The sequence below is a fragment of the Pseudomonas sp. B6002 genome (assembly GCF_013385985.1).
Classification (GTDB): Bacteria; Pseudomonadota; Gammaproteobacteria; order Pseudomonadales; family Pseudomonadaceae; genus Aquipseudomonas.
The window spans coordinates 220,624-246,765 of record NZ_JACAOY010000014.1 but is presented as its reverse complement, the minus strand read 5'-3'; the positions used below and the strand labels follow the sequence as shown (position 1 = coordinate 246,765).

The window sequence follows — 26,142 nt, the reverse complement described above, 5'->3', positions numbered from 1 at the left end:
AACCTAGCTCAACAGCACCACCCCACCCGGCAACTCGGTGCACTTGGCGCCGTAAGCATCACGAATCAACAGCGCGACACCCGCCAACTGTTGCAGGTTGAACCGCGCCTGCACCCGCCGTTGGCCCAATTGCTTGTTGAGCAACACCAGCATCCCCGGTCGGTAGCGGTTGATCTCATCCACCACCGTCGAAAGCGTTGCGTTGTTGAACACCAGCACCTGTTCGCGCCACGCCACCACCGCCTGGGTGTCCACGGACACCGGCTCACCGATGCCAGCCGCGCCGTAGGTCAGTTGGCGGCCGCTGTCGAGGCGTACGCTGCGCCCGGCCACGTCCACCGACAACCAACCTTCAAGGCACGTCACGCACACGCTATGGTCGGTGTTGCGCACATTGAAGCGCGCTTGCCCGGCACTCACCCAGCCCTCACCGGCCTGGACCTTGAGCGGTTGCGTCACCCGGGCAAGCACCTCCACTTCACCTTCGAGCAATTCGATGCCCTGCCCCACCCGGCTGATGCGCGTCTGGGTGTTGAGTTCCAGGCTCACGCCCTCGCTCAAGACCACCTGGCGCTGCTCGCCGACTTCGGTCTTGTAGTCGGCGGTCAAGCCGGCAAACCCACCCGGCACGCCAACACGCACCATCACCACGGCAGCGGAGGCGGCAATCGCCCCGCCGAGGAACGCGCGTCGTCCAAAGTGACGGGGCGCGGCCGATTGCTCGGCGGCCGTGCCGATGTGCTGCCACAACAGCTTGGCCTGCTCGAACGCCTGGGCATGTTCCGGGCTCTGGGCGCACCAGGCGCGCAACGCCTTGGCGTCGGCCACGGTGGCGCGCCCCGAGGTCAGCAGCAGCAGCCAGTCGCGGGCTTCATCGTGCAGGGGGCTGGCGGCGGATTGCCGGGCGGCGGAGAGGCTAAAAATGTTCAAGCGCGCAAATACTCACGGATTTATCAGGGACTCGATACTAAGACGGTTTTCCGGCCCCGGGACCGAACCGCTGAATCACTTTTCTTTCCAGGCGCTTGGCGCAATGGCCCAGGGCGGCCTTGATTTCCTTCTCGACCATGCGCGTGGAGATACCAAAACGCTGGGAGATTTCCAGGTGTGGCGCCTCCTCCAGGCGCGCCGCGATGAGGATCTTGCGCCGGCGTGCCGGCAGCTCGTAGAGCGCCTTGACCAGGGACTGGATCTCGCGCTGGCCACCCACCACCCGCGACGGGTCCAGGGCTTCGTCGCCGGTTTGCAGCAGCTCTTCGACTTCGCTGCCAGTGAGCAAGCGCGCGTCGGCCTGGCGGCGGTCGGCGGCAATGTTCAGGGCCATGCGGTACAGGTAGGCGTTGGGCTGTTGCAGGTTGGGTGGCACGTCCATGCGGTCGACCCGCAGGTAGGTTTCGTGCAGGACGTCGTTGGCCAGGTCCTCGGAGCCCAGGCGCTTGCGCAAACGCACCTTGAAGTCCTCGTAGGACGCCAGGAACAAGCTGACCATCGTACTGTGCCCGGTATTTTTCATCCGCCCGTGGCTCCTTTCCCTGCTGTGCATTCCATGCGCATTCCTGTTGTGTCGGGCATCAAAAGTAAGGTCACGGGCTGGCGCAGCGAACTGGGTGCCGGGCGTTCAACCCGGGCGGTGCCAAGGCCGCGCACCAGGGCTTCGTCGCGTTGCGTATCACCCGTGGAACTGACCAGCCGGCTATGTTCGATCAGCCCTTGCGGGTTGACCCACACCTGCACCAGCGCACGGTAAGTTCCCGGGCGAGTCAACGGCGTACGGCACAGGCTGGCTTCGATCGCCTGCTGCAACGCCGCGGCGTAGCTACTGTTGAGCCGCGCGGCGTTGCGTGCAGAGAGGCCACGCGGCGCAGGCGCCTGTTCGACGTCGGGGCGTTGCAAAGTGAACGCATCGTTGCGTGCATAACGTGCCATCAGGCCACTCCCTGTCAGCAACATCGCCAGTGCTTCTTGCGCCGTGTAGCGCCCGCGCACACCGATGGAGCGCCGGCCCCGCGTCAACTCGCGGTCCACCAGCACCGCCATCCCAGTGGCGCGGCTATACGCTTGCAGTGCGTGTTCCAGGTCTTGTGCTGGCAAGTCCAGAAGCAACAGCGGCGACTCGGCGATCGCCGGCTGCGTGCCGGCGAGCAGCCATAGCAAGACCAGGGCGCGTACGGCGCGCCTCAAGCTCCCTTGCCCACCCCCCGCTCTGCATCGCTGCACGGCTGACGTGTCCTTGAAAACCGTCATCCTGAGGCCAGTTTATGAACCTGATGTTACGGTGATGGCAAAAAAAACATCACGGTGACGGCAAGCCCGCTGCACTACACTTGCCAGGGTTGACGGCCCCCTTCGCGGGCCTGCCAGGAGGCCCAGATGAAGCGCTTTGTACCCCTTGCCAGCCTGTTGCTGTGCGCCGTATTGCCATTGGTCGCCCACGCCGAAACCGCTGCCCCAAGCTGCACGGAAGTCACGGTGGATGGGTATAAGGCGCCCGACTATGGCTGCCTGAGCCAGCAGATGGGCAACACGCCGGATGCCGCCAAGGCCGCGCAGAAAAACCGCGAGGCCCAGAACATTCCGGTAGAGAAGCGGCCGCCGAACCAGGTGGGTTTATCCACGCCGGCGGCGACCAGTGTGCGCATGGGCAATACGTTCGGGACGTCGGTCAAGCCGCAACGCCCCTGAGCATCAGGCTGCGCTGGCCAACGCGCCTGGGGCCTGCGCCACCGCCGGGTGGCTGCTGGCGACAAAGTCTTCCTTACGCAACACCACCAGGGCAATCAACGACACCACGCCGGTGGCCACGTAGAAGTACCACGGCGAGGTGATGTCGCCTGTCACCTTGATCAGCCAGGTAGAGATCAACGGCGCGCTGCCGCCGAACACCGCCACCGGCACGTTGTAGGCCACGGCAATCCCGGTGGAGCGGATGCGCGTGGGCAACAGTTCGCTCATCAGCGCATAGGTGGACGATGCATACAGCCCGAACAGGATCGCCACCGCCATCAAGGGTGCAAAGAACGACGCCGGTGTGGCGGTGGGTGCCGACTTGAACAGCCAGAACATCGCCAGGGTGGCCAGGGTGCCGATCACCATCAGGAACGGCTTGCGCCCGTACTTGTCGGTGAACGCCCCCCCGAACGGCATCACAAACGCCGCCGAGAAACTGGCCACGAACACGTAGAGTAAAGTGGTGCCGCTGTCGAACTTGAGGATCTTGGCCATGTAGGTCGAGGCGAAGGTCAGCACCAGGTAGAAGATCGAGCTGTGCAGGGTGATGATGAAAAACACCAGGGCAATCGCCCGCTTCCACTGCCAGACCTCACGCAGCGGCGCGCGGGAGGTTTGCCCGGCGCGTTGCAGGGCGAGGAACTCGGGGCTGTCTTCAAGCTTGAGGCGGATGTACATGGAGATAAAGCCCAGCGGTGCGGCAATCAGGAACGGCACGCGCCACGCCCACTCCTGCATCACGTCGGCGCCCAGCACCCAGGTCATGCCGTTGGCCACCGCGCCGCCCAGCAACAGGCCGAGCACGGCGGTAACCATCAGCCAGCAGGTGGCAAAGCCGCGTCGACCGGGGCCGGCGTATTCGGAGATGAAACTGGTGACCGTGCCGATCTCGCCACCCGCCGAGAAGCCCTGCACGCAGCGCACCAGGATCAACAGGATCGGCGCGGCGATGCCAAGGGTGGCGTAGGTGGGTAACAGGCCCAGCAACACGGTGGAACCGGTCATCATCACCAGCGCCATGATCAGGGTCTTGCGACGGCCAATCTTGTCGGCCAGCGGGCCGAAGAACAGCCCGCCCAGCGGCCGGATGAAGAAGCTCAGGGCAAACGCGGCGAAGCTTGCCAGCAGGCTGGTGGTGGGGTCATCGGAGACAAAAAAAGCCTGGCCGATGTACACGGCGAGAAAGCCGTAGACGCCATAGTCGTACCACTCGATCAAGTGGCCGGAGGTGGCACCGAGAAACGCACGGCGCCGCTTGCGGACCGTGTCTTGCGCGTGAATGCCCATTGAAGGGACTCCTTGTCTGTTATCTATCCATGGAAAACGGGTTCAGCGAACGGCGGCGATACTCCCTGCTTTCAACACCTGTCGCAAGTCGGTCTTGAGGATTTTGCCGTAGCTGTTCTTCGGCAGCTCATCGCGGAACACATATTTTTTGGGCTTCTTGAACGAGGCCATGCGTTCGAGAAACCAGGCAGTCAATTCGGCATCGTCGAGGGTCTGACCGCTGCGGGTTACCACAAATGCCACCACCGACTCGCCCCACTGCGCGTCCGGCTCGCCCACCACGCACACTTCAAACACCTCGGGATGTTGGGCCAGCACTTCCTCGACTTCACGCGGGTACACGTTGCTGCCGCCCGTGATGATCACGTCCTTGGAACGGTCCGTGAGCGTCAGGTAGCCGGCCGGGTCGAGAAAACCGATATCGCCGGTCAACAGCCAGCCGTCTACCAGGGCTTGCTCGCTGGCCTGGGGGTTGCGCCAGTAGCCTTGCATCACCGTGGCACCGCGCACGGCAATTTCACCCCGCCCGCCGGTGGCCACTGGCTGGTGCTCTGCATTCAGAATGCGGATTTCCACACAGGATTGCGCGTGGCCGACGGACGCGGCCAGGATCGCCCAATCCGGCCGCTGGCGGTCGGCGATCAGTGCGCGTGGCAGCACGCTGATGGTCATCGGGCTTTCGCCCTGGCCGTAGATCTGCACGAAGCGCGGGCCGAAGGTGTCCAGAGCTTCGCGCAGGTCCGCCAAGTACATCGGGCCACCGCCGTAGACGATGGTCTTGATGCCCTCGCCGGCATAACCCTGGCGCCGCGCCTGTTCGACCATACGCTTGACCATGGTGGGCGCAGCAAACAATGAAACGTTGCCCAACTCGGTCGCCAGCCCGAACAGCTCGGCGGCGTCAAAGCCATGGGAAGCCGGCACCACATGCCGTGCACCGCAGCGCACATGGATGAAGTTGTAGAGCCCTGCGCCATGGGACATCGGCGCGGCATACACCACCGCGTCATCTCCACTCACCGAGTCGACATCGGTGGGATAACACAGCGACATCGCCATGAGGTTGCCATGGGACAGCATCACGCCCTTGGAACGCCCCGTGGTGCCGGAGGTGTAGAACAGCCAGGCAAGGTCTGAGTCCTGGCGTGGCACCGGGTGTTCCAGAGTGGGCCAGGGGCGTGTCGGGGGCAGCACGTGGCCGTCCAGCTCCTTGCAGCCTGTAGGCAGGTCGCGTGCGGCAAACACCTGGCCGCCGTCGGTGAAGATCAGGCGCACCTCAGCGTTAGTCGCGATCCACGCCGCCTCGGCCGGGTGCAGCTTGGCGTTGATCGGCACCGCGACCGCCCCCATCCACCAGATGGCGTAGAGCAATTCCAGGTAGTCGCCGCTGTTTTTCATCAGCACCGCCACCGCATCGCCGGGCACCAGCCCGTGCTGGTCCACCAGGCAGGCGGCGCGTTGGCGGGCATGGGCGGCGAAGGTGGCATAGTCGGCGGTTTGCCGCGTGCCGTCGAACAGCGCGGGGCGTTGAGGATCGCGGCGTTGGGTGTCGTGCAGCCAGTTGGCAATGTTCATGGTTCAGCAGCGCCGCGCATGGAGGACCGAGGCATAGTTGGCCACCGCCATCCCGCCCATGTTGAACACCAGGCCGAACTCGGGGTTGGGCACTGCCAGGCCGATCGGTTCACCGGTGAGTTGGCGGAACGCCAAGGCATGCATCGACACCCCGGTGGCCCCCACCGGGTGCCCCTTGGCCTTGAGGCCACCGGACAGGTTCACCGGCAAGCGTCCACCGGCGCGCACGACGCCGCTGTCGAGCACGCGATGGCCCTCGCCTTTGGGCGCCAGGCCCATGGCTTCATAGATCAGCAGTTCGGCGATGGTGAAGCAGTCGTGCACCTCGGCGAAACTCAGGTCGGCCAGGGTGATGTTCGCCCCGCGCAACGCTGCGTGGATCGCCCGTTGCGGGCCTTCAAATGCCAGGATGTCACGCTGGGCGATAGGCAGGCAGTCGTTGACCTGGGTCATCGCGCAGATCTGCACGTCACGGCGAAAGGCACGGGCACGCTTGGGCGAAGCCAGGATGATGGCGGCGGCGCCGTCGCTGATCAGCGAGCAGTCGGTGAGCCGCAGGGAGTCGGCCACAAACGGGTTGCTCGGCGAAACATTGTTGCAGTGCTCAAAATCCATCACCCGGTGCATCTGCGCCAGCGGGTTGGCCATGGCATTGGAGTGGTTCTTGGTGGCGATGGCCGCCATCGAGCCCAGCGGACAGTGGTAGCGCTCGGCGTACTGCCGCGCCGCGCGGCCGAACAGCTGCGGGAAACTCAGGCCGGCTTCTGCCGGGTCATTCTGGTAGCCGGCGCCAGCCAGGGCCTGGGTGACGGCAGCCGTGGAGGTGTGGGTCATCTTTTCGGCACCCACCACTAACACCAGCTCGGCGCTGCCGGACAGGATCGCGTTCACCCCGGCCTGGATCGCCGCCGAACCGGATGCACAGGCATTTTCGCAGCGCGTGGCCGGTTTGAAACGCAGCCCCGGGTCGGCCTGCAGCAGCAGAGAAGAGGCAAAGCCGTCAGGCACCAGCCCCGCGTTGAAATGCCCGAGGAACACCGCATCGATTTGCGCGGCATCGATGGCCGCATCCACCAGGGCTTCGCGGGTGACCTGCACGATCAGGTCTTCAAGGGTGGTGCCTTCCAGGCGTCCAAAACGCGAATGACCGGCGGCAACAATGGAGACGCTTTGAGCAGTCATAATCAATTTCTTCTGTTTTTGGTGCGTACATTCCCTACAATGCCCCACCACTGGTCGCTCGCCAATTCGTGTAACTACTTACACGGATAAGTAGCCTCCAGGTGAGAAAAACAACGAGGCAGGATGCCTGATGACCGTGTTTACCCGGCAATTTCCCGACATCGAACGCCTGGCGTTCCAACGCTCCCCCGCACCGCAACTGGTGACAAGCCACCGTGTGATGATCGACTGCAACGAAGCCTTTCTGCAGTTGTTCGGCTACCCGCGCGAGGCCCTGCTCAACCAGTTGACCCTGTTGATCTATCCGTCCCAGGCCGACTACCACGCCATCGGCAAGCGCAGCCACGACTGGCTGCTCGACAGCGACAACGGCTTTTACTCCGACGAGCGTTTCATGCAGCACAAAAACGGTGAAGTGTTCTGGGCCAAGTCCCACGGCTACACCCTCACGCCCGAGGACCCGTTCAAGCTGATGATCTGGCACTTCGAACGCCTGGACCGCGCCCACCAAGGCACGGGCGACCTCACGCCACGGGAGCGGGAAATCGCCCTGCTGATCGTCAACGGCTACAAGTCCAAGGAAATCGCCCAGCGCCTGGCGATCTCCCATCGCACGGTGGAAGTGCACCGCGCGCGGCTAATGAGGAAGTTGCAGGCCAAGACGGTGGTGGAGCTGGTGTCGAAGATCATTCCGATCAACTGACAGAGCTGAACATCAAGCGCGGGTGAACGGCGTTGACGGTTTTTTCATGTTTGGCCCTCTATGATGCAGCCCTTCGTTGGGGAGTAACCGGCTTCTGACCTGTTCAGAAGCGTTCGTATCAACATATTCGGCAACCTGCCGTGGTACGAACACCGTTGTGGTTGGTGAGACCAGCGACATATCCATGCCGGTAGTCGGGCGTGTGGGTGTGTCGTTGACTCATGCAGCCCGACTGGAAGCCTGACCGTGAACCCCATTTCCCTGATTCTTCTCGCCCTGGCCATGTCCACGGACGCCTTTGCGGCGGCCATCGGCAAAGGCTCCAGCCTGCACAAACCACGCCTCACCGAAGCCCTGCGCGCCGGCCTGATCTTTGGTGTGATCGAGGCCATCACGCCGATGATCGGCTGGGCCATCGGCCACGCGGCCACCCGCTGGGTTGAACAGTGGGACCACTGGATCGCCTTTACCCTGCTCGTCGCGCTGGGTTTGCACATGATCTACAACGGGTTCAAGGCCGAGGATGAAGAGGTCGAGAAACCGACCCAGCATTCATTCATGATCCTGGCCGTGACGGCGTTTGCCACCAGCATCGATGCCCTGGCTGTTGGCGTGGGCCTGGCGTTTGTCGACGTGAATATCCTGGTGGCTGCAGCCGCCATTGGCCTGGCGACCATGACCATGGTCACGATCGGCATGATGCTCGGACGGGTGCTGGGTACGGTGGTGGGCAAACGCGCCGAGATGGTCGGCGGCCTGGTGCTGATGCTGGTGGGTGCGACGATTTTGTACGAGCACCTGTCGGCCTGAACGGTACCAGCGTCTGGTAGATAGCTATCGCTGGCAAGCCAGCTCCTACAGGAGATCGGCGGTGGCTTGCCGGCGATGGCGGTTGTCAGGCGGCGTGGCTTTCCTTTTTCAGGCTCTGCATGTCAATGACGAAGCGGTATTTCACGTCGCCCTTGAGCATCCGTTCATAGGCTTCGTTGATACCCTGGATATCGATCATCTCGATGTCCGAGACAATCTTGTGCTTGGCGCAGAAGTCCAGCATGTCCTGGGTTTCCTGGATGCCGCCGATCAACGAACCCGCCAGGCTGCGGCGCTTGAAGATCAGGTTGAACACCGCCGGCGACGGGTGCGGGCTGTCGGGTGCGCCAACCAGGGTCATGGTGCCGTCGCGCTTGAGCAGGCTGATGAACGCGTCGAGGTTGTGCGGTGCGGCGACGGTGTTGAGGATGAAGTCCAGGCTGTTGGCAACCTTGGCCATTTCATCCGCGTTCTTCGACACCACCACCTGGTCGGCGCCCAGGCGCAGGCCGTCTTCACGTTTGTTGGGTGAGGTGGTGAACAGCGTGACGTGGGCACCCATGGCATGGGCGATTTTCACCGCCATGTGGCCCAGACCGCCAAGGCCGACCACTCCAACTTTTTTACCCGGGCCGACCTTCCAGTGGTGCAGCGGCGAATAGGTGGTGATCCCGGCGCAGAGCAACGGTGCCACGGCGGCCAGGTTGGCATTGCCATGGGAGATGCGCAGCACGAACTTCTCCTTGACCACGATATTGTCCGAGTAACCGCCGAAGGTGTTCTCGCCCCCGAACATCGGCCCATTGTAGGTGCCGGTAAAACCGTTCTCGCAATACTGCTCCTCGCCCTCGGCGCAGGATGCGCAGTGCTGGCAACTGTCGACCATGCAGCCAACACCGGCCAGATCGCCGACCTTGAACTTCTTCACATTGGCGCCCACCGCCGTGACGCGGCCAACGATTTCATGCCCCGGCACCGACGGGTACAGGGTGTTGTTCCATTCGTTGCGCACGGTGTGCAGGTCGGAGTGGCAGACCCCGCAGAAGAGAATATCGATCTGTACGTCATCAGCCCCCGGCGCACGGCGCTCGAAGGTGTAGGGCTTGAGGGAATCCTTGGCGTTCTGGGCGGCGTAGCTGTAAGTCTTGGCCATTTCGTTCACCTGTGTGATCTGACGTTGGAGGTCAGTGGACCAGCATAGACGCTGAACCGTTCAACCGAGCACATCCGTACAAGCCCTTCGTCTGGTTTAGCGCAATAGTGCGACGCAATGCTTTCACCCCACCCTCCCAGGAGTTTTCCATGAGCACATTCGTTGCCAAAGACGGTACGCAGATCTACTTCAAGGATTGGGGCAGCGGCAAGCCCGTGCTGTTCAGCCACGGCTGGCCGCTGGATGCGGACATGTGGGAATACCAGATGGAGTACCTGAGCAGCCGTGGCTTTCGCACCCTCGCGTTCGACCGTCGCGGCTTCGGGCGTTCGGACCAGCCGTGGACCGGCAACGACTACAACACCTTCGCCGACGACATCGCCCAGTTGATCGAACACCTGGACCTCAAGGACGTGACGCTGGTGGGCTTTTCCATGGGCGGCGGCGACGTAGCGCGTTACATCGCACGCCATGGCAGCGCCCGCGTGGCCGGCCTGGTGTTGCTGGGTGCGGTCACGCCGCTGTTCGGCCAAAAGCCGGATTACCCGCAAGGGGTGCCCACCGCCGTGTTCGACGGCATCAAGGCCGGGCTGCTGAAGGACCGCGCGCAGTTCATCGCCGACTTCAACACCCCGTTCTTCGGGATCAATAAAGGCCAGACCGTCTCCGCCGGCGTGCTCACCCAAACCCTGCAAATCGCCCTGCAGGCCTCGCTCAAGTCGACGGTGGATTGCGTCACTGCGTTCTCCGAGACGGACTTCCGCCCGGACATGGCGAAGATCGATGTGCCTACCCTGGTGATCCACGGCGATGGCGACCAGATCGTGCCATTCGAGACCACCGGCAAGGTCGCCGCCGAGCTGATCAAGGGCGCCCAGTTGAAGGTTTACAAGGATGCACCGCATGGCTTCGCAGCCACCCACACCCAAGCGCTGAACGAAGACCTGCTGGCCTTCCTTAACCGCTGATTGGGGTGAGCGGGCCTGGCGTCACACGGCCAGCCCCGCAAACGCCGCGACAATTTCATCGATCACTGCCCGCACCCGTGCGGTGTGGCGCAGGTCGGCATGGGTCACCAGCCACACGTCGTAGGGCAAAACCCGGGTGCGCTCGGGCCAGACGCGCACCAGCCCGTCGCGCTCGCCGGTCACTACCGGCAATTCACCCAGGCCAATACCGGCGGCGATGGAACGGCGCACCAACAGGCTGGACCCCACCGCTGCCACAATGCGCCCGCGCCCCAGCGGCTCGTTGACCAGGGCCAGGTCTTTCTGGCTGTGCAGGTGCGGGTGATAGACCACCAGGTCGTGGCCTTCAAACACGCTGCCCGGTTCCGGCAGGCCGTGGCGGTCGATGTAACCCTGGGACGCGAACAACCCCACCGGCCAGCGAGCGATGCGCCGGGCAATCAGGTCGGGGTTTTCCGGGCGGGTGTTGCGCACGGCAATATCGGCTTCGCGCTTGGCCAGGCTGAGGATCTGGGTGGTAGCGTCCAGCTGCACGCGCACGTCGGGGTGCTTGTCGAGCAGGCAGGCGATGGCCGGGATCAGGAAGTCGATGGCCAGGGAATCGGTGGTGCTGACCCGTACGGTGCCGGTCAGGCGGTCATCCAGGCCCTGGATCTGGCGCTCAAGTTCAATCGCCGAGCGCTCCATCTTCTCCACCGACAGCAGGGCCGCCTCGCCCACCGCCGTCAGCGCATACCCCTCGGAGGTGCGCAAAAACAACGTCGCGTTCAAGGACTTTTCCAGGGCATTGACCCGTCGACCGACCGTCGCCTGGTCCACCCCCAATACCCGTGCGGCCCCACGCAAGGTCGACTCGCGACACACCGCCAGGAACACCCGGGCATCATCCCAGTTCACACGCACCTCCCCGCTGCATATATGCATCAATGGCTTGCCAATTCGCAGCATTATTGCATCAAAGATCCCCGTTATGCTGGGTGCCATGGAAACACCACTGAATCAATGACCGCGCCTTGCGGTCACACCCCATACGTTCACCGTCACAGGATTCGCACCATGACCCTGCCAACACAGATGACCCTGATTAAAATCACCACCCCGGGCGGCCCCGAGGTGCTCAAGCCGAGCCAACAGCCCGTGCCCACCCCCGCACCCGGCGAAATCCTGATCCGCGTGCACGCCGCCGGGGTCAATCGCCCCGATGCCTTGCAACGCGCCGGCACCTACCCGATGCGCCCCGGCATGAGCCCGTTTCCCGGGCTGGAAGTGGCCGGCGAAGTAGTAGCGCTGGGCGAAGGTGTGAGTGCATACGCAATTGGCGACAAGGTCTGCGCCCTGACCAACGGCGGTGGCTATGCCCAATTCTGCGCGGTACCGGCCGGCCAGGCCTTGCCCGTTCCCGACGGAATAGACTGGGTACACGCGGCCGCGATCCCGGAAACCTTCTTCACCGTCTGGGCCAACCTGTTCGGCTTGGGTGGCGCGCACAAAGGCCAGCGCGTACTGATCCACGGCGGCACCAGCGGTATCGGCACCACCGCCTTGATGCTGTGCCGCGAGCTGGGCATCCAGGCCTTTGCCACAGCCGGCAGCGAAGATAAATGCGCGGCCATCCGTGCCCTGGGCGCCGAGGCCATCAACTACCGCGAGCAGGATTTTGCCGAGATCATCGCCCAGAAAACCGAGGGCCAGGGTGTGAATGTGATCCTCGACATCATGGGTGGCTCTTACTTCAACAATAACCTCAAGGCCCTGGCCATGGACGGCCGGCTGGTGATGCTGGGCTTCCTCGGCGGCGCCCGGGCCAATGATGTGGACCTGCTGACCATCCTCGGCAAGCGCGCGGTCGTCACCGGTTCATTGCTGCGCCCGCGCACCGGCGATGAGAAAGCCGAGATTGCCGCCCAACTGCGTGAGCATGTATGGCCCTTGCTGTCGGCCGGACGCTGCCTGCCGATGATCGACCAGGTGTTCGACTACACCGCGGCCGACCAGGCGCATGCACGGATGGAAGGAGGGGATCACATCGGCAAGATTGTGTTGCGGGTTATCTAACACCACCGTCACCCGCCTGTGGGAGCGGGCTTGCTCGCGAAAGCACCGTATCAGTCACTCAATCACCGACTGATCCACCGCCTTCGCGAGCAAGCCCGCTCCCACACTGTTTTGAACATCTGTGCTTCTACAGGTAGGCGGGATAATCGGTATAACCCTGCTCCGAGCCCCCGTACATCCCTTCCACCCGCAATGGATTCAACGGCCAACCGTTGAACAGCCGCTGCGGCAGGTCCGGGTTGGCGATGAACGGGCGACCAAAGCCGATCAAGTCCGCCAGCCCCGCCTCGATCAGCCGCGCGCCGCGCTCGGCGGTGTAGCGGCCGGCGTAGAGGATCCGCCCGCTGAAGGTATCGCGCACATCACGGCGGAAGGTGTCCGGCAGTTCCGGGGCATTGTCCCAGTCAGCTTCGGCGATGGACACGTAGGCGATACCGGCCGCCTCCAATAGCTTGATCGCTTCGAGGTAGGTGTAATGCGGGTCCTCTTCCACCAGGCCGATGTACACGCGGTCCTGGTCGGTGCCGCTGAACAAGGGCGAGAACCGCACACCCAGGCGTTGCGGGCCGACCACCTCACTCACGGCGGCGACGATTTCACGCAGGAAACGCAGGCGGTTGTGCACCGAGCCGCCGTATTCGTCGTCACGGGTGTTGGCGTGCGCCGAAATGAATTGGTTGACCAGGTAGCCGTTGGCCGAATGAATCTCCACACCGTCAAAACCCGCCGCCATCGCGTTGCGTGCGGCCTCGGCGTACAGGCGAACCAAGTCCTTGACCTCCTCTGTCCTTAGCGCGCGTGGAACCGGCGGTTGAACCAACTCCCCGGCCCCCGGCCCGGTTTCGATAAAGGCTTTGACCTGCCGGGGCTGGAGCGCCGACGGCGCCACCGGGGCCTCACCCTCTGGCTGCAAGCCGTGGTGAGACACGCGCCCCACATGCCACAGCTGGGCAAAGATCACCCCGCCTTCGGCGTGTACCGCCGTCATCACTTTGCGCCAGCCGTCGATTTGCTCCGGCGTGTAGATGCCCGGGGTCCAGGCATAACCCTGGCCACGGGGTTCGATCTGCGTGCCTTCGCTGACCATAAAGCCCGCCGTGGCGCGCTGGCGGTAATACTGCGCCATCAGGTCGGTGGCGATATCGCCGGGTTGGGCACTGCGCTGGCGGGTCAGCGGCGGCAGCACAATACGATTGCGCAAGGTATGGCCGCCCAGTGTTACCGGGGTGCTTAAAATGGGGTCTGTCATGGGAGGTTTTCCAAATTTTGGACGAGCAAAAGCATTGGCGACTCCCGGGAGTCGCCAATCAATAAGGGGATTAATTAAATCAGGCGGTGAGTTTCAGCAGGGCCTTGGCCACGTCACTGGAGCTGCCGGGGTTTTGCCCGGTGACCAACGTGCCGTCCACGATCACGAAGGATTGCCAGTCGGCGCCCTTCTCGTACAGGCCGCCCAGTTTCTTGAATTCGTCTTCCACCAGGAACGGCACCACATCGGTCAGTTCCACGGCGGCTTCTTCCGAGTTGGAGAACCCGGTCACGCGGCGGCCCTTGACCAGCGGCTCACCGTTGGCGGCCTTGACGTGGCGCAGGGCGCCCGGCGCGTGGCACACGAAACCGATGGGCTTGCCAGCCCGCTCGAACGCCTCGATCAGGGCGATGGAGGTGGGCGATTCGGCCAGGTCCCACAGCGGGCCGTGGCCACCGGGGTAGAACACCGTGTCGAAGTCGGCGGCGCTGACCGTGTCCAGCTTCACCGTGTTGGCCAGGGCCTGTTGCGCAGCCGGGTCGGCGGCGAAGCGGTGGGTCTGCTCGGTCTGGAAGTCCGGCAGGTCGCTGACCGGGTCCAGCGGCGGCTGGCCACCGGCCGGGGATGCCAGCACGATCTGGGCACCGGCGTCCTTGAACGCGTAATAGGGTGCGGCAAACTCTTCAAGCCAGAAGCCGGTCTTGCGGCCGGTGTCTCCCAACTGATCGTGAGAGGTCAATACCATCAATACTTTCATTGTCGAGTGCCTCGGGATGAGTGTGGGTTGAAGCTTAGGAGCCAGGGAGTGTTGCCACAACGTCATATCCGCAAGGTTTTCGGACATGCCCGATGGCAGTTGCCGTTTGCCCACCCGCCGCCGACAATCCCCTCCTTGCCATGCCCCTTGGAGAATGACGATGCACAGTGTTGCGCTGCTGGTTTACCCGAATTTCGAATGCCTGAGCCTCAGCGTGGCCTCGGTGTTCGAATGCGCGAACCTGTTGCAGGGCGAGCCGGTCTATGAATTTCACCTGGTGTCGGAAAACGGCGGCGCGGTGATGACGTCCCAGGGTTTCTCGGTGAACACCACGCCGATCCGGCCACAGGGCTATGACACATTGATCGTCGGCGGCTACATGGAGTTCCGCCTGCCGGAGGCCAGCCTGCTGGAACAGGTCAAGGCCGCTTCGGCCCAGTCACGGCGAGTGGCCTCGCTGTGCATGGGCATCTTCGTGCTGGCCGACGCCGGCTTGCTGGAGGGCAAGCGCACCACCACCCACTGGATCCACGCACCGGCCTTTCGCAAGCGTTATCCGCATATCCAGTTGGAAGAAGACAAGTTGTTCGTGGTCGACGGCCAGGTGTGGACCGGGGCCGGCATGAGCGCCGGCGTGGACCTGGCACTGGCCATGGTGGAGAACGACCTGGGCCACGACCTCGCCCGACGCATCGCACGCAAGCTGGTGATCGCCCAGCGTCGGGGCAGCGAGCAGTCGCAGGTGTCGGCCCTGCTGGAGCTGGACCCCAGGTCCGACCGCGTGCAACTGGCCCTGGCCTATGCCCGCGAGAACCTCACCCACGACCTGTCAGTGGACGCCCTGGCCGATGTGGCGCGCTTGAGCCCACGCCAGTTCAGCCGGGTGTTCCGCGAGGAAACCGGGCAGACGCCTGCCAAGGCTATTGAGTCGCTGCGGGTGGAAGCCGCCCGGGTGCTGATGGAAACCAGCCGCCACCCGGTCGAGGTGGTGGCCCGCGAAACCGGCTTCGGTGATCGCGAGCGCATGCGCCAGGCCTTCCTGCGGGCCTTCGGGCAACCGCCCCAGGCCATGCAGCAGGTGTTCAGGAGCTAGAACGCCTAACGGCAGTGGTAAGGGCTTTCGCTCTTGAGTTCTTCGCCGGTGTGGAAGTCACGGATGGTCACCGTGGCTTTCGGGAAATTGCTGCAGAACGCGTTGCGCGAGGAGTAGATCGCACTGCCATGGCTGGTCATCACCATCTTGATCGGCTGGCCATTGGCGTCCACGGCCGTGACGTTGTAATCGCCGGACATCGTCACGCAACCGCCCAGGGTCAACAGCAACGCGGCACTGACAAGCATTTTTGGCAAAGGGAACAGGCTCATTTCGCTTCCTTGTGAAATTCAGGGCCAGAGCGGCCGACGAGTCTAGGAGCCAGCAGGCTCGGCTAAGTTCAACCTTATCGTCAACCCTCTCCCGGTTGGTAGCCGAACAGCGACTTCACCTCCAGGTAATCCTCCAGGCCAAACACCCCCCACTCGCGGCCGTTACCCGATTGTTTGTAGCCACCGAATGGCGCGCCGTTGTCGGCCTTGCTGCCATTGAGATGAACCATACCGGTGCGCAAGCGCCGTGCCACGACCTGCGCCCGCTCCAGGGTGCCAGCAGTGACATAACCCGACAGGCCGTAGGGGCTGTCATTGGCGATGGCGATAGCGTGTTCTTCGCTGTCGTAGGGGATGATCACCAGCACCGGGCCGAACACTTCCTCACGGGCAATGGGCGACTCAGGGTGCACATCGGCAAACACCGTCGGTCGTGCGTAGAAGCCTGTGGTCAAGCCTTCGGGCCGCCCCACGCCGCCGCACACCGGTGCAATGTCCACGCTACCCAGCAACGCCTGTACCCGTTCGAACTGGGCCTGGTTGGCCAAGGGGCCCATGGCGCTCCCAGGGTGGCTGTCGTCAAAGCAGATGCCAGCAGCGACGTCCCGGGCAATCGCCACCGCACGGGCCTGCAAGGCACGGGGCACCAGCATGCGCGTCGGCGCATTGCACGACTGCCCGCTGTTGCGAAAACAACTGCTCACGCCATGGCGCACGGCAACCTCAAGGTCAGCGTCGGCCAGGATCAGGTTGGCCGACTTGCCACCCAATTCCTGGGACACCCGCTTGACCGTATCCGCCGCTGCCTTCGCCACTGCAATGCCCGCCCCGGTGGAACCGGTGAACGACACCATGTCGATACCGGCATGCCGAGCGATGCCGTCACCGAGGGTCGTCCCATCACCGTTGACCAGGTTGAATACACCCTTGGGCACGCCGGCCTGATGCAGGATGTCCGCCAGCAACATGGCCGACAACGGCGCTTTTTCACTCGGCTTGAGCACCACGCTGCACCCCGCCGCCAGGGCCGGGGCGAGTTTGCAGGTGAGCTGGTTGAGCGGCCAGTTCCACGGTGTGATCAAGCCGCACACGCCAATCGGCTCGCGGCTGATCAGCGTGCTGCCGTGGATCTGGTCGAAGGCATAGTCCTTGAGCACCTCATGGGCACGCTGCAAGTGGCCCAGACCTGCCGGAACGTGCGCGCTGCGAGCCAGGGACAACGGTGCGCCCATCTCCTGGTGTACACACTGCGCCAGCGCTTCGCTGTGTTGGCGGTAACCGTCGATGATGGCCGCCAGCAGGTCAAGGCGCTGTTCGCGGGACCACTGCGCGTAGCCGTCGAATCCGCGCCTGGCCGCAGCCACGGCACGGTCAAGGTCGACGGCAGTGCCCAGGCTGATGGTCGCGATGGGGCGTTCGGTGGCAGGATTGATCACCGACAAGGTTTCGCCGCCCGACGGTTTGACCCAGGCACCGTCGATATAGAAATCCAGGCTGTTCATCGGGTGACCTCAAGGGCGTGGCGCACGCTGTTGAACACCAGCGCGACCTGTTCTTCGTCGATGATCAACGGTGGCGACAGCACGATGTTTTCCCCGGAAGCCCGTACCAGCACACCGGCGTCGAAACAGTGCTGCGCCACCTCGCCCGCCCTGGCGCCCGGGGCACCGTCGCGGGGTTTGAGTTCGACGGCACACAGCAAGCCGATGGCGCGCACGTCCTGCACCCAGGGGTTATCACGCAACCCCAGGGCGGTGCGCTGCCACAGTGGTGCAATCTGCTGCACACGGGCATTGATACCCAGTGCCGCATGCACCTCCAGGGTGGCCAAACCGGCCGCGCAGGCCAGCGGATGGGCTGAATAGGTGTAGCCATGCATCAGCTCGATGGCCTGTTCCGGGCCTTGCATGAAAGCCTCATACACCGCGCCGCTGACCAGCACACCGCCCATGGGCACGGCGCCGTTGGTGAGCCCTTTGGCCAGGCACATCAGGTCTGGCGTCACACCGAACGCCTGGGCGGCGAACGAATGCCCCACGCGCCCGAAGCCGGTGATGACCTCGTCGAAAATCAGCAACAACCCATGGCGATCACACAGCTCGCGCAGCTTTTGCAGGTAGCCCAGTGGCGGTGCATACACCCCACCGGAACCGGTGACCGGCTCGACAATCACCGCCGCCACAGTGGCCGGGTCGTGGACCTCCAGCAGTTGCACCAGCGCATCGGCATAGTGCGCACCCTGCTCTGGCTGGCCGGCACTGAACCGCGAACCCGCGTCATAGGGCAACGGCAAGTGCGCCACGTCGCCGAGCAACGGGCCGAAATCCCGTTTCTGCCGGCCGATCCCCGACACCGACAACCCGCCAAACCCCATGCCGTGATAGCCCTTGGCACGGCCGATTAACTTGGTCCTGCGGCAGTCGCCCCGGGCCTGGTGGTAGGCACGGGCGATCTTCAGCGCAGTGTCCACCGCTTCGGAACCGGAGTTGGTGAAGAACACTTTGTCCAGGCCGGACGGGGCCGTGTCCACCAGGCGGTCGGCCAGGGTCAGCGCGGCCGGGTGGCTCATCTTGAACGAGGACACGAAGTCCAGGCGCCCCGCCGCTTCACGAATCGCCTCGACGATCTGCGCCTGACCGTGCCCGGCATTGACGCACCACAACCCGGCCATGGCATCCAGCACCTGACGGCCTTCGGGGGTGGTGTAGTGCATGCCGGCCGCGCGGTCGAACAGCATCGGCTGGCGGTTGAACGGGCGCATCGCGGTAAACGGGGCCCACAGGGATGAAGTCATGAGGTGTACTCCTTAAAGCTGGATGCGCGACCCGCTCAGGGTCGGACGTTGCAGGCTGCCGGCGTTGGTGTTGACGCCACGGTCGAAGCGCAAGCGACCGTCCTGCAGACGGCAGCTGACATGGTCACCGAAGGCCGTTTCGACAAAGCGCCAATCCATGATCAGCGCCCCCTCGGTGGACCAGCGTGCCTGGGCGATCACCGGGGTCTGTTCCGGCTGGTATTGGTGGTGCAGGTAGTTGCCGGTGATGCTGGTGAGCGTCTCCAGCGGCTGCTGGAAACCGGCGCGCACGTGGTGAGTGCCGCGATGATCCACCAGGGTGAAATCGCAGTGATCGCCCTGGAAATCAAAGGCGATTTCGCGCACGCCGTCTTCGTTCGGCTCCATGGCGAAACGGCCTTGCAAGCCCTGGCTGGCCGGCGAAGTTTTCAAACCATGCAAGCTCGGCAAACGCAGGCCGTCGATCAGCGCCTCCAGCTGTGCCTGGCTGGCCTGGGCATCGATGGCCGTGCGGCCCAACGCCGGGAACAGGTGCTGCCACAGCGCCGCGTGCAAGCGTTTCTCCCCCAGGCGCAAGCCACTGGTGAAGACAATCACCGTGTCCTGGTCCGGCAGTACCATGCAGTGTTGGCCGAACACACCCGAGGCGTAGTAGCCGCCGTGCTCGGTCATCCACCACTGGTAGCCGTAGCCTTCGCGCTGGGCCTCATTGGCCTTGTTCTTGTCACGCGGCAGGTATTGCTTGCCGTCGAACTCGCCCATCCACACGTCGTCCACCTGGTTACGCGTGGCATCGGCCACCCAGTGTGGCGATAACAACTGGCGCCCCTGCCACTGGCCCCGGTTGAGGTGCAGCACGCCGAATTTCAGCGAGTCTTCACTGGTGCAGCTCAGGCCATTGCCCCCGGAGTTGAAACCTCCCGGGGCCAGGTCCCATTCCAGGTGGTCGAGCCCCAAGTCACCGAGCACGCGCTCCTGCAACAGCGCGTGCATCGTTTGCCCAGTGACCTGGGTCACAATGGCCGACAACATGAAACTCGATGCGCTGCTGTAGATGAATGACTGACCCGGTGGCTCATCCACCGGCTCATTGAGGAACGCCTCGACCCAACTGCTCTGCAGGTTGCGCCAGTCGCCCCCGGAGATTCCGCGAGAGTGGCCGGTGCGCATGGTCAGCAGGTCTTCCACGGTCATTGCCGCGAGGTTGGCGCTGATGGGCTGCGGGCAGAGTTCGGGGAAGAAGCTGACCACCTTGGCATCCAGGCTCAGGCGGCCGTCGTCGATCAACAGACCGATCGCGGTGGCGGTCCAGCTCTTGGTTGCCGAATGCTGCACGTGCATGCGGTGGGCCGAATAGGGCTGCCAATAGGCCTCGACCACCACGGCGCCTTGGCGATACAGCAGGAAACTGTGCAGTTCGAGGCCGATGTCGGCGACGGCCTGGAGGAAGTCGACAACGCCGGCGGGATCGACGCCACGGTCGGCGGGCAAGGCCCTTGGCAGCGGGATGTAGGTCATGATGGGTCCTCGAAAATGTTTTTATATTTCAAATAATGCAGATAAAGATTTGTTCGCAGCGGCCCAGATGTATTTGAGCCCTCTATAATCCAGACTTTCCGGGTATCCTTGCCCTCCCTGTCACAGGAACGATCACGCGCCATGTCCTCACTCACTTCGCTGCAGACCAAAGTCGCCGGCCAGATCCTGGCCGCCATCACCAGCGGCGACCTGCAACCCGGTTTGCACCTCAAGGAAGTGGAGTTGGCCCAGCGCCTGGGGGTATCGCGCTCGCCGATCCGCAGCGCGCTGGTGTACCTGGCCGAACAGAAGGCCATCGAGCCGCTGCCCCAGCAGGGCTATCGCGTGCCGTTGGAAGCGGCCGATGGCCTGGTGCAACAGTTCACGCAGTTGCACAACGAAGAGGACGCGCTGTACACCCGGCTGATTGACGACCGGCTGAACCAGGTGCTGCCCGATCAGATTTCCGAAAGCGACCTGCTGCGCCGCTACGGCGTCGGCAAAAGCGTGTTGCGCCGCTGCCTGCTGCGCCTGTCGGACGAAGGCGTGATGCAACGCAAGCACGGCCACGGCTGGCAGTTCCTGCCGACCCTGAACAGCCCACAGACCCGTTTCGAGAGCTACCGCTTTCGCATGCTGCTGGAGCCTGCGGGGTTGATGGAGCCGACCTTCAAGATCAACCCCGAACAGTTCCGCCGCTGCCGCGAACGCCAGATGGAACTGCTTGAAGGCAAGGTCGATGGGCAACGCTTCATCGAGTACAACGCCGAGTTCCATGAACTGCTGGCGGCGGCATCGGGCAATGGCTACCTCCTGCAAGCCATCCAGCAGCAGAACCGCCTGCGCCGCCTGACCGAGTTCCACACCGTCAACAACCCGGAGCGCGTCAAGGTGTCGTGCTGCGAGCACCTGGCAATCCTGGATGCGCTGGAGCAAGGGGATAACGAGTGGGCATCGACGTTGTTGCACCGGCATTTGGATGTGGCGAGCAAGTTGCGGGTGGCCAGGAACAAGGGCTAATGACCTTGGCGTCGTGCGGGGAGACCGAGCACGCTGGCCGAACGCAGGTTTGACTGCCGCAACGGATATGCACACCGAGAGACCGTTATCGCAGGCAAGCCAGCTCCCACATGTGGACCGAGCACGCCACACCCCGCCCATCGTCATTACCAGAGCGCCACGGTGTAGCCAACAATCACCCGGTTCTCATTCATGTCCCGGAAATAGTTGGCCTTGCTCAGCCCATTGCGCCAGCGCAGCGACACCCCCTTGAGCGCTCCGGACTGAAACACATAGCCCAGGTCGATGTCCCGCTCCCACTCACGCCCCTCCCCCGCAAACCCCTTCACCTCGGCCTGGTCGCCCTTGGCCCACCGCGTGGAAAACGTCAGCCCGGGCACCCCGAGTGCCGCAAAGTCGAAGTCATAACGCGCATGCCAGACCCGCTCGTTGGTCTGGGAAAAGTTGCTCAACTGGTACTCGGAAAACAGGTAGGTGTTGGTGCCGTCCACGTAGGTGAACGGCGTCTCACCGTACTGTTCCTGATAGCCGCCACCGAAGCTGTGGCCCTTGTAGCTGAACATCGCCCGCGTACTCAGCGCACGGTTGTCCACCTTGCCGGCCAGGCCGGCGCCGGACTTGTCGGCGTCGAAATAGCGGATATCGGTCTTGAGCGTGCCGCCGCCCAGGGCAAAGCTGTTTTTCACGCCCACAAAGTGCTGCTGGTAGATGTCCTCCAACTGCGCAAAGTGATAGCTGAGGGTCATGCCCGGAGTGAGCTTGTAATCACCACCGGCAAAGCGGAAACGATCACTCTTGCCCGTGCTTTTATAAGCGCCGTTCTGGCTGGTCAGCGCCATGTCTTCGTAGTCGGTGGACTCGCGCTGCCTGGTCTGGTCGATCTGCCCGCCGATCAGGGCCAGCCCGGCGATATCGGTGGAGGTCACCTGGGTACCGCGAAAGGTCTGCGGGAACAACCGGCTGGTGTTGGGCTGCAAGGTCGGCAGGTCGGGCAGCAGGTAGCCGCTGCGCAGTTCGCTCTTGGCAAAGCGCACTTTGCCGGTCACGCCGTATTTGGAATATTCATCATGGGCGCGCTTGGCGTAGCTCGGTTTGCCCGGCGTGGCGTCGTTGTCCCGGGACAACAGGCCCGAGCCGGAACGATCCGGGCTGGAGTCGAGCTTCAGCCCGAGCATGCCGACCACGTCGACACCCAATCCCACGGTGCCCTCGGTGAACCCCGACTTGAGGTTGAGGACGAACCCCTGGGCCCATTCCTCGCGCTTGGATTGCCCGGCGTCTTCACGGTAATCGCGGTTGAAGTAGTAGTTTTTCAGCTCCAGATCCGCCTTGCTGTCCTTGATGAAATCCGCCTGGACGGGGGCGCACAGCAGGCCCCCGCTCACGAGGCCGGCGCCCTTCAGGATCAGGTTGAGCGTGTTGTTGTTATGCATGGTCTTGGCTCCTGGCAGTCGTTGGGAGTGAGTAGGTCTTATTGTTTTTCTGGGCGCGACGTTCCCCATCGCGCAGGCTTCAAGGCCTGCGCGCCGAGTGAAATCAGGGTTTTTAAATGGCCGGGCGTATTCGGTAGCCGCCGTCCGGCAACTGTTCCAACGGGCTGGCGGCGGCCAGCAACTGCCGGGTGTACGGGTGCTGCGGGTGATCGAAGATCTGCTCGCGCGACCCCACTTCCACCACATTACCCTGGTGCATCACCGCCACCCGATGGGCGATGCGCTCCACCGCTGCCAGGTCATGGGAAATGAACAGGCAGGCAAAGCCGTACTGGGCCTGCAAGCGCTCGAACAGCTCGAGGATCTGCTTCTGGATGGTCATGTCCAGGGCCGAGATCGGCTCGTCGGCGATCACCAGTTGCGGGTGACGTACCAGGGCCCGGCCGATGGCCACGCGCTGGCGCTGCCCCCCCGAGAGCTGATGGGGGAAGCGCTCGACAAACTGCTCGCCCAGGCCGATGTCCTTGAGGGTCTGCGTCACCCGCTCGCGGCGCTCGGCAGCGTTCAGGCCGGGCTCGTGGCGCAACGGTTCGGCGAGGATTTCACCGATTTTCATCCGTGGGTTCAGGGACGAATACGGGTCCTGGAAAATCATCTGGCACTGCAAGCGATGGGTACGGTTGGCCGCCTTGAGGATGTCCACGCCCTTGAAGCGGATCGCCCCGGCGCAGGGCTTGATCAACCCCACCAGCGAACGCCCCAGGGTGGTCTTGCCCGAACCGCTGCCACCCACCAGCGCCAGGGTTTCGCCCGGGGCGATCATCAGGCTGGCCGAATGCACCACACGATTGAACTGGCGCTTGCCCCAGAACGAGGTCGGCCCGGGGTGCTCGATGCACACCTGGTCCACCTCGACCAATGGCCCATTACTCGCCGGCAGCGCTGCCAGCTCGCCACGCCGGGGCAAGGCTTCCAGCAGTTGGCGGGTGTAGTCGGCCCTGGGCGCCAGCAGGATGTCGTCGATGCTGCCCTGCTCCACGGCCTTGCCGTGGCGCATCACCACCACCTTGTGGGCATAGCGAGCGACCAGGGACAGATCATGGCTGATAAACAGGATCGCGGTGCCCTGCTCGCGGGTCAGTTCCAGCATCAACCCGATCACGTCCAGCTGCGCCAGGCAGTCCAGCGCGGTGGTGGGCTCGTCGGCGATCAACAACGCCGGGCGCAGCAGCATCACCGAGGCCAGCATGATGCGCTGGCGCATGCCACCGGAGAACTGGTGCGGGTAAGACTCCAGGCAACGTTCGGCCGCCTTGATACCGATGCGCCGCAGCATGGTCAGGCAACGTTCGCGAATCTGCGGCGGATCGAGGTCGGTGTGCAGCCTGAGCGCTTCGCTCATCTGCTGGCCGATCTTCAACGCCGGGTTGAGCGACACCATGGGCTCCTGGAACACCATGCCGATGCTCGCGCCGCGAATGCCGCGCAGCTCTTCGCTGCTCACACTGGCCAGGTCACGCCCCTGAAAATCCAGGCGCCCACCGCACACCTGCATGGGCAACGGCAGCAGGCCGATGGCGGCGCGGGCGGCCATGGTCTTGCCGCTGCCAGACTCGCCCACCAACGCCACGATCTCACCGGGGGCGATGCTGAAACTCAAGTCATCCACCGCCAACGGGCCGTGCTCACCCACACGGATTTTCAGGTGTTCCACGTTGAGCAAAACAGGATTGGTCGACATGTTCACTTCCTCATCCGTGGGTCGAGGCGATCACGCAGTGCATCGCCAAACAGGTTGATCGCCAGCAACGTCAGGCAGATAAACAGCCCGGGGAATACGCCCAGCCAGGGTGCAGAGGCGATGTAGGGGCGGCTGCTGGCGAGCATGTTGCCCCAGGTCGCGGCCGGTGGCGGCACGCCCAGGCCAAGGAAGCTAAGGGCACTTTCCGACAGCAATGCCCAGCCGAACATACTGGTGGCGAGCACGCACAGCGGTGCCAGGCAGTTCGGTGCAATGTGCCGCAGCATGGTGTACAGCTCGGAATTGCCGATGACCCGCGACGCTTCGATGTACTCCAGCTCGCGCAGGGACAACACCGTGCCGCGCACCACGCGCACCACCGAAGGCGTGTAGGCGATGCCCAGGGCCAACACGATGCCGTACTTGCTCGCGCCGATGATCGCCATGATGCCCAGGGCCATGAGGATGCCGGGGAATGCCAGCAGCGCATCGTTGAACATCATCAACAGGCGGTCGGTCCAGCCACGCAGGTAACCGGCGAGCATGCCGATCAAGGTGCCGGCGATCACCGCCACACTCACCGTCAGCAGGCTCACCCACAGGCTGGTGCGCGCACCGATCAACAAGCGACTGAACACATCGCGACCGAACTCATCGGTGCCCAGCCAATGGGCGGCCGATGGCGCCTGGAAGCGCGACAGCAAGTCGATCTTCAGCGGGTCGTACGGCGACCACACCAACCCCATCAAGGCCAGGGCCACCAGAGCCACCAGTAACCCGCCGCCGATCAAGGCGTTGGCCGGTGCCCAAGCGCGGCGGCGCTTGGCGGGCGCCGACACGGCAATTGTCGAACTCATAACTTCACCCTTGGATCGAACAGCGGATAGAGCAGATCCACACACAGGTTGACCAGCACGTAGATAAAGGTGATCAGCAACAGGCAGCCCTGTAGCACGGGATAGTCGCGGGCGAAAATCGCGTCCACCATCAACCGGCCGATACCCGGCAAGGTGAACACCGTTTCCAGCACCGCAATCCCCCCCAGCAGGTTGCCGAGGATCAACCCCACCAGGGTCCAGGTGGGCGCAAAGGCGTTGGGCAAGGCGTGTTTCCACAGTACGGCACGCTCCGACAGGCCCTTGGCCCGGGCATGGGCAATGTATTCCAGACGCAGCACTTCGATAGTGCTGGCCCGCGCCATGCGAGTGATCGCGCCGACTTCCACCAGAGTCAGGGTCACAACCGGCAGCACCATGTAGCTCATGGCTTGCCAGGGAGCCTGTGCGAAACTCACGTAGCCCACCACCGGCAGCCAGCCCAACTGGATGCCAAAGGCATGCAGCAACAACAAGCCGAGCCAGAAGCTGGGGATCGACAGCAGCAAGGTCGCCACGGACACCAACCCCAGGTCGAGGGCACTGTTCTGCTTCCAGGCGGCAACCAAGCCGATCGGCACCGCGATCAACGTGGCCAGCAACACCGCCACCAGCACGATGGTCGCGCTGACGCTGAACCGGTCGAGAATCAGCGGCAGCACCGCCTGTTTGGTGCTGATGGAGAAGCCCAGGTCAAAGCTCAGCACGGCCTTGAACCAGATCAGGAACTGGGTCACCAGCGAGTGATCCAGGCCCAGGGTGTGGCGCATGTCCGCCAGGCTTTGTGGGTCGGCCATATCACCCAACATCAGCAGCGCCGGATCGCCGGGAATCAGGCGGATCAACGCGAACACCATCACCGAAATCAGCAACAGCGTAGGCACCGCCATGCCGAGTTTTTGCAGGATAAAACGCAACATGTTCAGGCCC

At 63.6% G+C, this 26,142-nt stretch carries 25 protein-coding genes and 1 riboswitch; of the genes, 7 read left to right on the top strand and 18 right to left on the bottom strand.

Annotated elements, in window-relative coordinates; genetic code table 11:
• Positions 1–3: 3 nt before the first annotated feature.
• The 3 genes from HX792_RS20035 to HX792_RS20025 are packed head-to-tail and all read right to left on the bottom strand — an operon-like array spanning position 4 to position 2,154.
• A complete protein-coding gene (locus HX792_RS20035; RefSeq protein ID WP_176997715.1) occupies positions 4–930 on the bottom strand; it encodes a FecR domain-containing protein in 927 nt (308 codons plus the stop codon).
• A gap of 37 nt (positions 931–967) precedes the next feature.
• A complete protein-coding gene (locus HX792_RS20030) occupies positions 968–1,513 on the bottom strand; it encodes an RNA polymerase sigma factor (protein ID WP_176997714.1) in 546 nt (181 codons plus the stop codon).
• Complete coding sequence (locus tag HX792_RS20025) at positions 1,510–2,154, bottom strand: secretin and TonB N-terminal domain-containing protein (protein ID WP_256349878.1); 645 nt, start codon at positions 2,152–2,154, stop codon at positions 1,510–1,512. The genes HX792_RS20030 and HX792_RS20025 overlap by 4 nt, the downstream gene beginning before the upstream one ends.
• A gap of 216 nt (positions 2,155–2,370) precedes the next feature.
• Here HX792_RS20025 and HX792_RS20020 point away from each other — a divergent pair, with 216 nt between their 5' ends.
• Positions 2,371–2,682, top strand: a complete 312-nt coding sequence (locus tag HX792_RS20020; RefSeq protein ID WP_176997712.1) for a hypothetical protein — start codon at positions 2,371–2,373, stop codon at positions 2,680–2,682.
• Between the two features lie 3 nt (positions 2,683–2,685).
• Here the strand turns inward: HX792_RS20020 and HX792_RS20015 are convergent, their stop codons facing one another.
• The 3 genes from HX792_RS20015 to HX792_RS20005 are packed head-to-tail and all read right to left on the bottom strand — an operon-like array spanning position 2,686 to position 6,771.
• Positions 2,686–4,014, bottom strand: coding sequence for an MFS transporter (locus HX792_RS20015; protein WP_176997711.1), 1,329 nt, complete (start codon positions 4,012–4,014; stop codon positions 2,686–2,688).
• Positions 4,015–4,056: 42 nt separating this feature from the next.
• Positions 4,057–5,589 carry a class I adenylate-forming enzyme family protein gene (locus HX792_RS20010; RefSeq protein ID WP_176997710.1) on the bottom strand — a complete coding sequence of 511 codons (1,533 nt, stop codon included), beginning with the start codon at positions 5,587–5,589 and terminating at the stop codon, positions 4,057–4,059.
• A 3-nt stretch (positions 5,590–5,592) separates the two neighbouring features.
• Entirely contained in the window at positions 5,593–6,771 is a 1,179-nt protein-coding gene (locus tag HX792_RS20005) for an acetyl-CoA acetyltransferase (RefSeq protein ID WP_176997709.1), read from the bottom strand.
• 130 nt (positions 6,772–6,901) lie between these two features.
• On the opposite strand from HX792_RS20005, the gene HX792_RS20000 reads away from it, so the two are divergent.
• Together HX792_RS20000 and mntP are read left to right on the top strand one after the other, a co-directional pair.
• Positions 6,902–7,474 carry a LuxR C-terminal-related transcriptional regulator gene (locus HX792_RS20000; RefSeq protein WP_176997708.1) on the top strand — a complete coding sequence of 191 codons (573 nt, stop codon included), beginning with the start codon at positions 6,902–6,904 and terminating at the stop codon, positions 7,472–7,474.
• 66 nt (positions 7,475–7,540) lie between these two features.
• Positions 7,541–7,710: riboswitch (yybP-ykoY riboswitch) on the top strand.
• 10 nt (positions 7,711–7,720) lie between these two features.
• Positions 7,721–8,284 carry a manganese efflux pump MntP gene (mntP, locus tag HX792_RS19995; protein ID WP_176997707.1) on the top strand — a complete coding sequence of 188 codons (564 nt, stop codon included), beginning with the start codon at positions 7,721–7,723 and terminating at the stop codon, positions 8,282–8,284.
• An 85-nt stretch (positions 8,285–8,369) separates the two neighbouring features.
• Here the strand turns inward: mntP and HX792_RS19990 are convergent, their stop codons facing one another.
• Positions 8,370–9,437: an NAD(P)-dependent alcohol dehydrogenase gene (locus HX792_RS19990; protein ID WP_176997706.1), complete on the bottom strand. Its 1,068-nt coding sequence runs from the start codon at positions 9,435–9,437 to the stop codon at positions 8,370–8,372.
• A 149-nt stretch (positions 9,438–9,586) separates the two neighbouring features.
• Here HX792_RS19990 and HX792_RS19985 point away from each other — a divergent pair, with 149 nt between their 5' ends.
• Positions 9,587–10,405, top strand: coding sequence for an alpha/beta fold hydrolase (locus HX792_RS19985; protein ID WP_176997705.1), 819 nt, complete (start codon positions 9,587–9,589; stop codon positions 10,403–10,405).
• A gap of 21 nt (positions 10,406–10,426) precedes the next feature.
• Here the strand turns inward: HX792_RS19985 and HX792_RS19980 are convergent, their stop codons facing one another.
• The gene (locus HX792_RS19980; protein WP_176997704.1) at positions 10,427–11,302 is read right to left on the bottom strand and encodes a LysR family transcriptional regulator; all 876 of its coding nucleotides are present in this window, start codon (positions 11,300–11,302) and stop codon (positions 10,427–10,429) included.
• 159 nt (positions 11,303–11,461) lie between these two features.
• Between HX792_RS19980 and HX792_RS19975 the strand changes: the two genes are divergently transcribed.
• Positions 11,462–12,460 (top strand): NAD(P)H-quinone oxidoreductase, encoded by a 999-nt coding sequence (locus HX792_RS19975; RefSeq protein ID WP_176997703.1) that lies wholly within the window; start codon positions 11,462–11,464, stop codon positions 12,458–12,460.
• A gap of 127 nt (positions 12,461–12,587) precedes the next feature.
• Here the strand turns inward: HX792_RS19975 and HX792_RS19970 are convergent, their stop codons facing one another.
• Together HX792_RS19970 and HX792_RS19965 are read right to left on the bottom strand one after the other, a co-directional pair.
• Positions 12,588–13,709, bottom strand: coding sequence for an alkene reductase (locus HX792_RS19970; RefSeq protein ID WP_176997702.1), 1,122 nt, complete (start codon positions 13,707–13,709; stop codon positions 12,588–12,590).
• 79 nt (positions 13,710–13,788) lie between these two features.
• Entirely contained in the window at positions 13,789–14,466 is a 678-nt protein-coding gene (locus tag HX792_RS19965) for a type 1 glutamine amidotransferase domain-containing protein (protein WP_176997701.1), read from the bottom strand.
• A 160-nt stretch (positions 14,467–14,626) separates the two neighbouring features.
• On the opposite strand from HX792_RS19965, the gene HX792_RS19960 reads away from it, so the two are divergent.
• Positions 14,627–15,559 (top strand): GlxA family transcriptional regulator, encoded by a 933-nt coding sequence (locus HX792_RS19960; protein WP_176997700.1) that lies wholly within the window; start codon positions 14,627–14,629, stop codon positions 15,557–15,559.
• Positions 15,560–15,564: 5 nt separating this feature from the next.
• Here the strand turns inward: HX792_RS19960 and HX792_RS19955 are convergent, their stop codons facing one another.
• The 4 genes from HX792_RS19955 to HX792_RS19940 form a co-directional block, all read right to left on the bottom strand.
• The gene (locus tag HX792_RS19955; RefSeq protein ID WP_256349875.1) at positions 15,565–15,831 is read right to left on the bottom strand and encodes a hypothetical protein; all 267 of its coding nucleotides are present in this window, start codon (positions 15,829–15,831) and stop codon (positions 15,565–15,567) included.
• Between the two features lie 80 nt (positions 15,832–15,911).
• Complete coding sequence (locus HX792_RS19950) at positions 15,912–17,333, bottom strand: aldehyde dehydrogenase family protein (RefSeq protein ID WP_176997699.1); 1,422 nt, start codon at positions 17,331–17,333, stop codon at positions 15,912–15,914.
• On the bottom strand, positions 17,330–18,625 hold the full coding sequence (locus HX792_RS19945; protein WP_176997698.1) for an aminotransferase class III-fold pyridoxal phosphate-dependent enzyme: 1,296 nt from the start codon (positions 18,623–18,625) through the stop codon (positions 17,330–17,332). Before HX792_RS19945 ends, HX792_RS19950 begins: the two co-directional genes overlap by 4 nt.
• A 12-nt stretch (positions 18,626–18,637) precedes the next feature.
• Positions 18,638–20,143: a serine hydrolase gene (locus HX792_RS19940; RefSeq protein ID WP_176997697.1), complete on the bottom strand. Its 1,506-nt coding sequence runs from the start codon at positions 20,141–20,143 to the stop codon at positions 18,638–18,640.
• 141 nt (positions 20,144–20,284) lie between these two features.
• On the opposite strand from HX792_RS19940, the gene HX792_RS19935 reads away from it, so the two are divergent.
• Positions 20,285–21,163, top strand: coding sequence for an FCD domain-containing protein (locus HX792_RS19935; protein WP_176997696.1), 879 nt, complete (start codon positions 20,285–20,287; stop codon positions 21,161–21,163).
• Between the two features lie 146 nt (positions 21,164–21,309).
• On the opposite strand, the gene HX792_RS19930 is transcribed toward HX792_RS19935, so the two are convergent.
• The 4 genes from HX792_RS19930 to HX792_RS19915 all read right to left on the bottom strand — a co-directional run bounded on the left by HX792_RS19930 (position 21,310) and on the right by HX792_RS19915 (position 26,132).
• Entirely contained in the window at positions 21,310–22,596 is a 1,287-nt protein-coding gene (locus HX792_RS19930) for an OprD family porin (protein WP_176997695.1), read from the bottom strand.
• A gap of 112 nt (positions 22,597–22,708) precedes the next feature.
• Positions 22,709–24,337 carry an ABC transporter ATP-binding protein gene (locus HX792_RS19925; RefSeq protein WP_176997694.1) on the bottom strand — a complete coding sequence of 543 codons (1,629 nt, stop codon included), beginning with the start codon at positions 24,335–24,337 and terminating at the stop codon, positions 22,709–22,711.
• Between the two features lie 2 nt (positions 24,338–24,339).
• Complete coding sequence (locus HX792_RS19920) at positions 24,340–25,194, bottom strand: ABC transporter permease (protein WP_176997693.1); 855 nt, start codon at positions 25,192–25,194, stop codon at positions 24,340–24,342.
• Positions 25,191–26,132: an ABC transporter permease gene (locus tag HX792_RS19915; RefSeq protein WP_176997692.1), complete on the bottom strand. Its 942-nt coding sequence runs from the start codon at positions 26,130–26,132 to the stop codon at positions 25,191–25,193. Before HX792_RS19915 ends, HX792_RS19920 begins: the two co-directional genes overlap by 4 nt.
• Positions 26,133–26,142 lie beyond the last annotated feature (10 nt).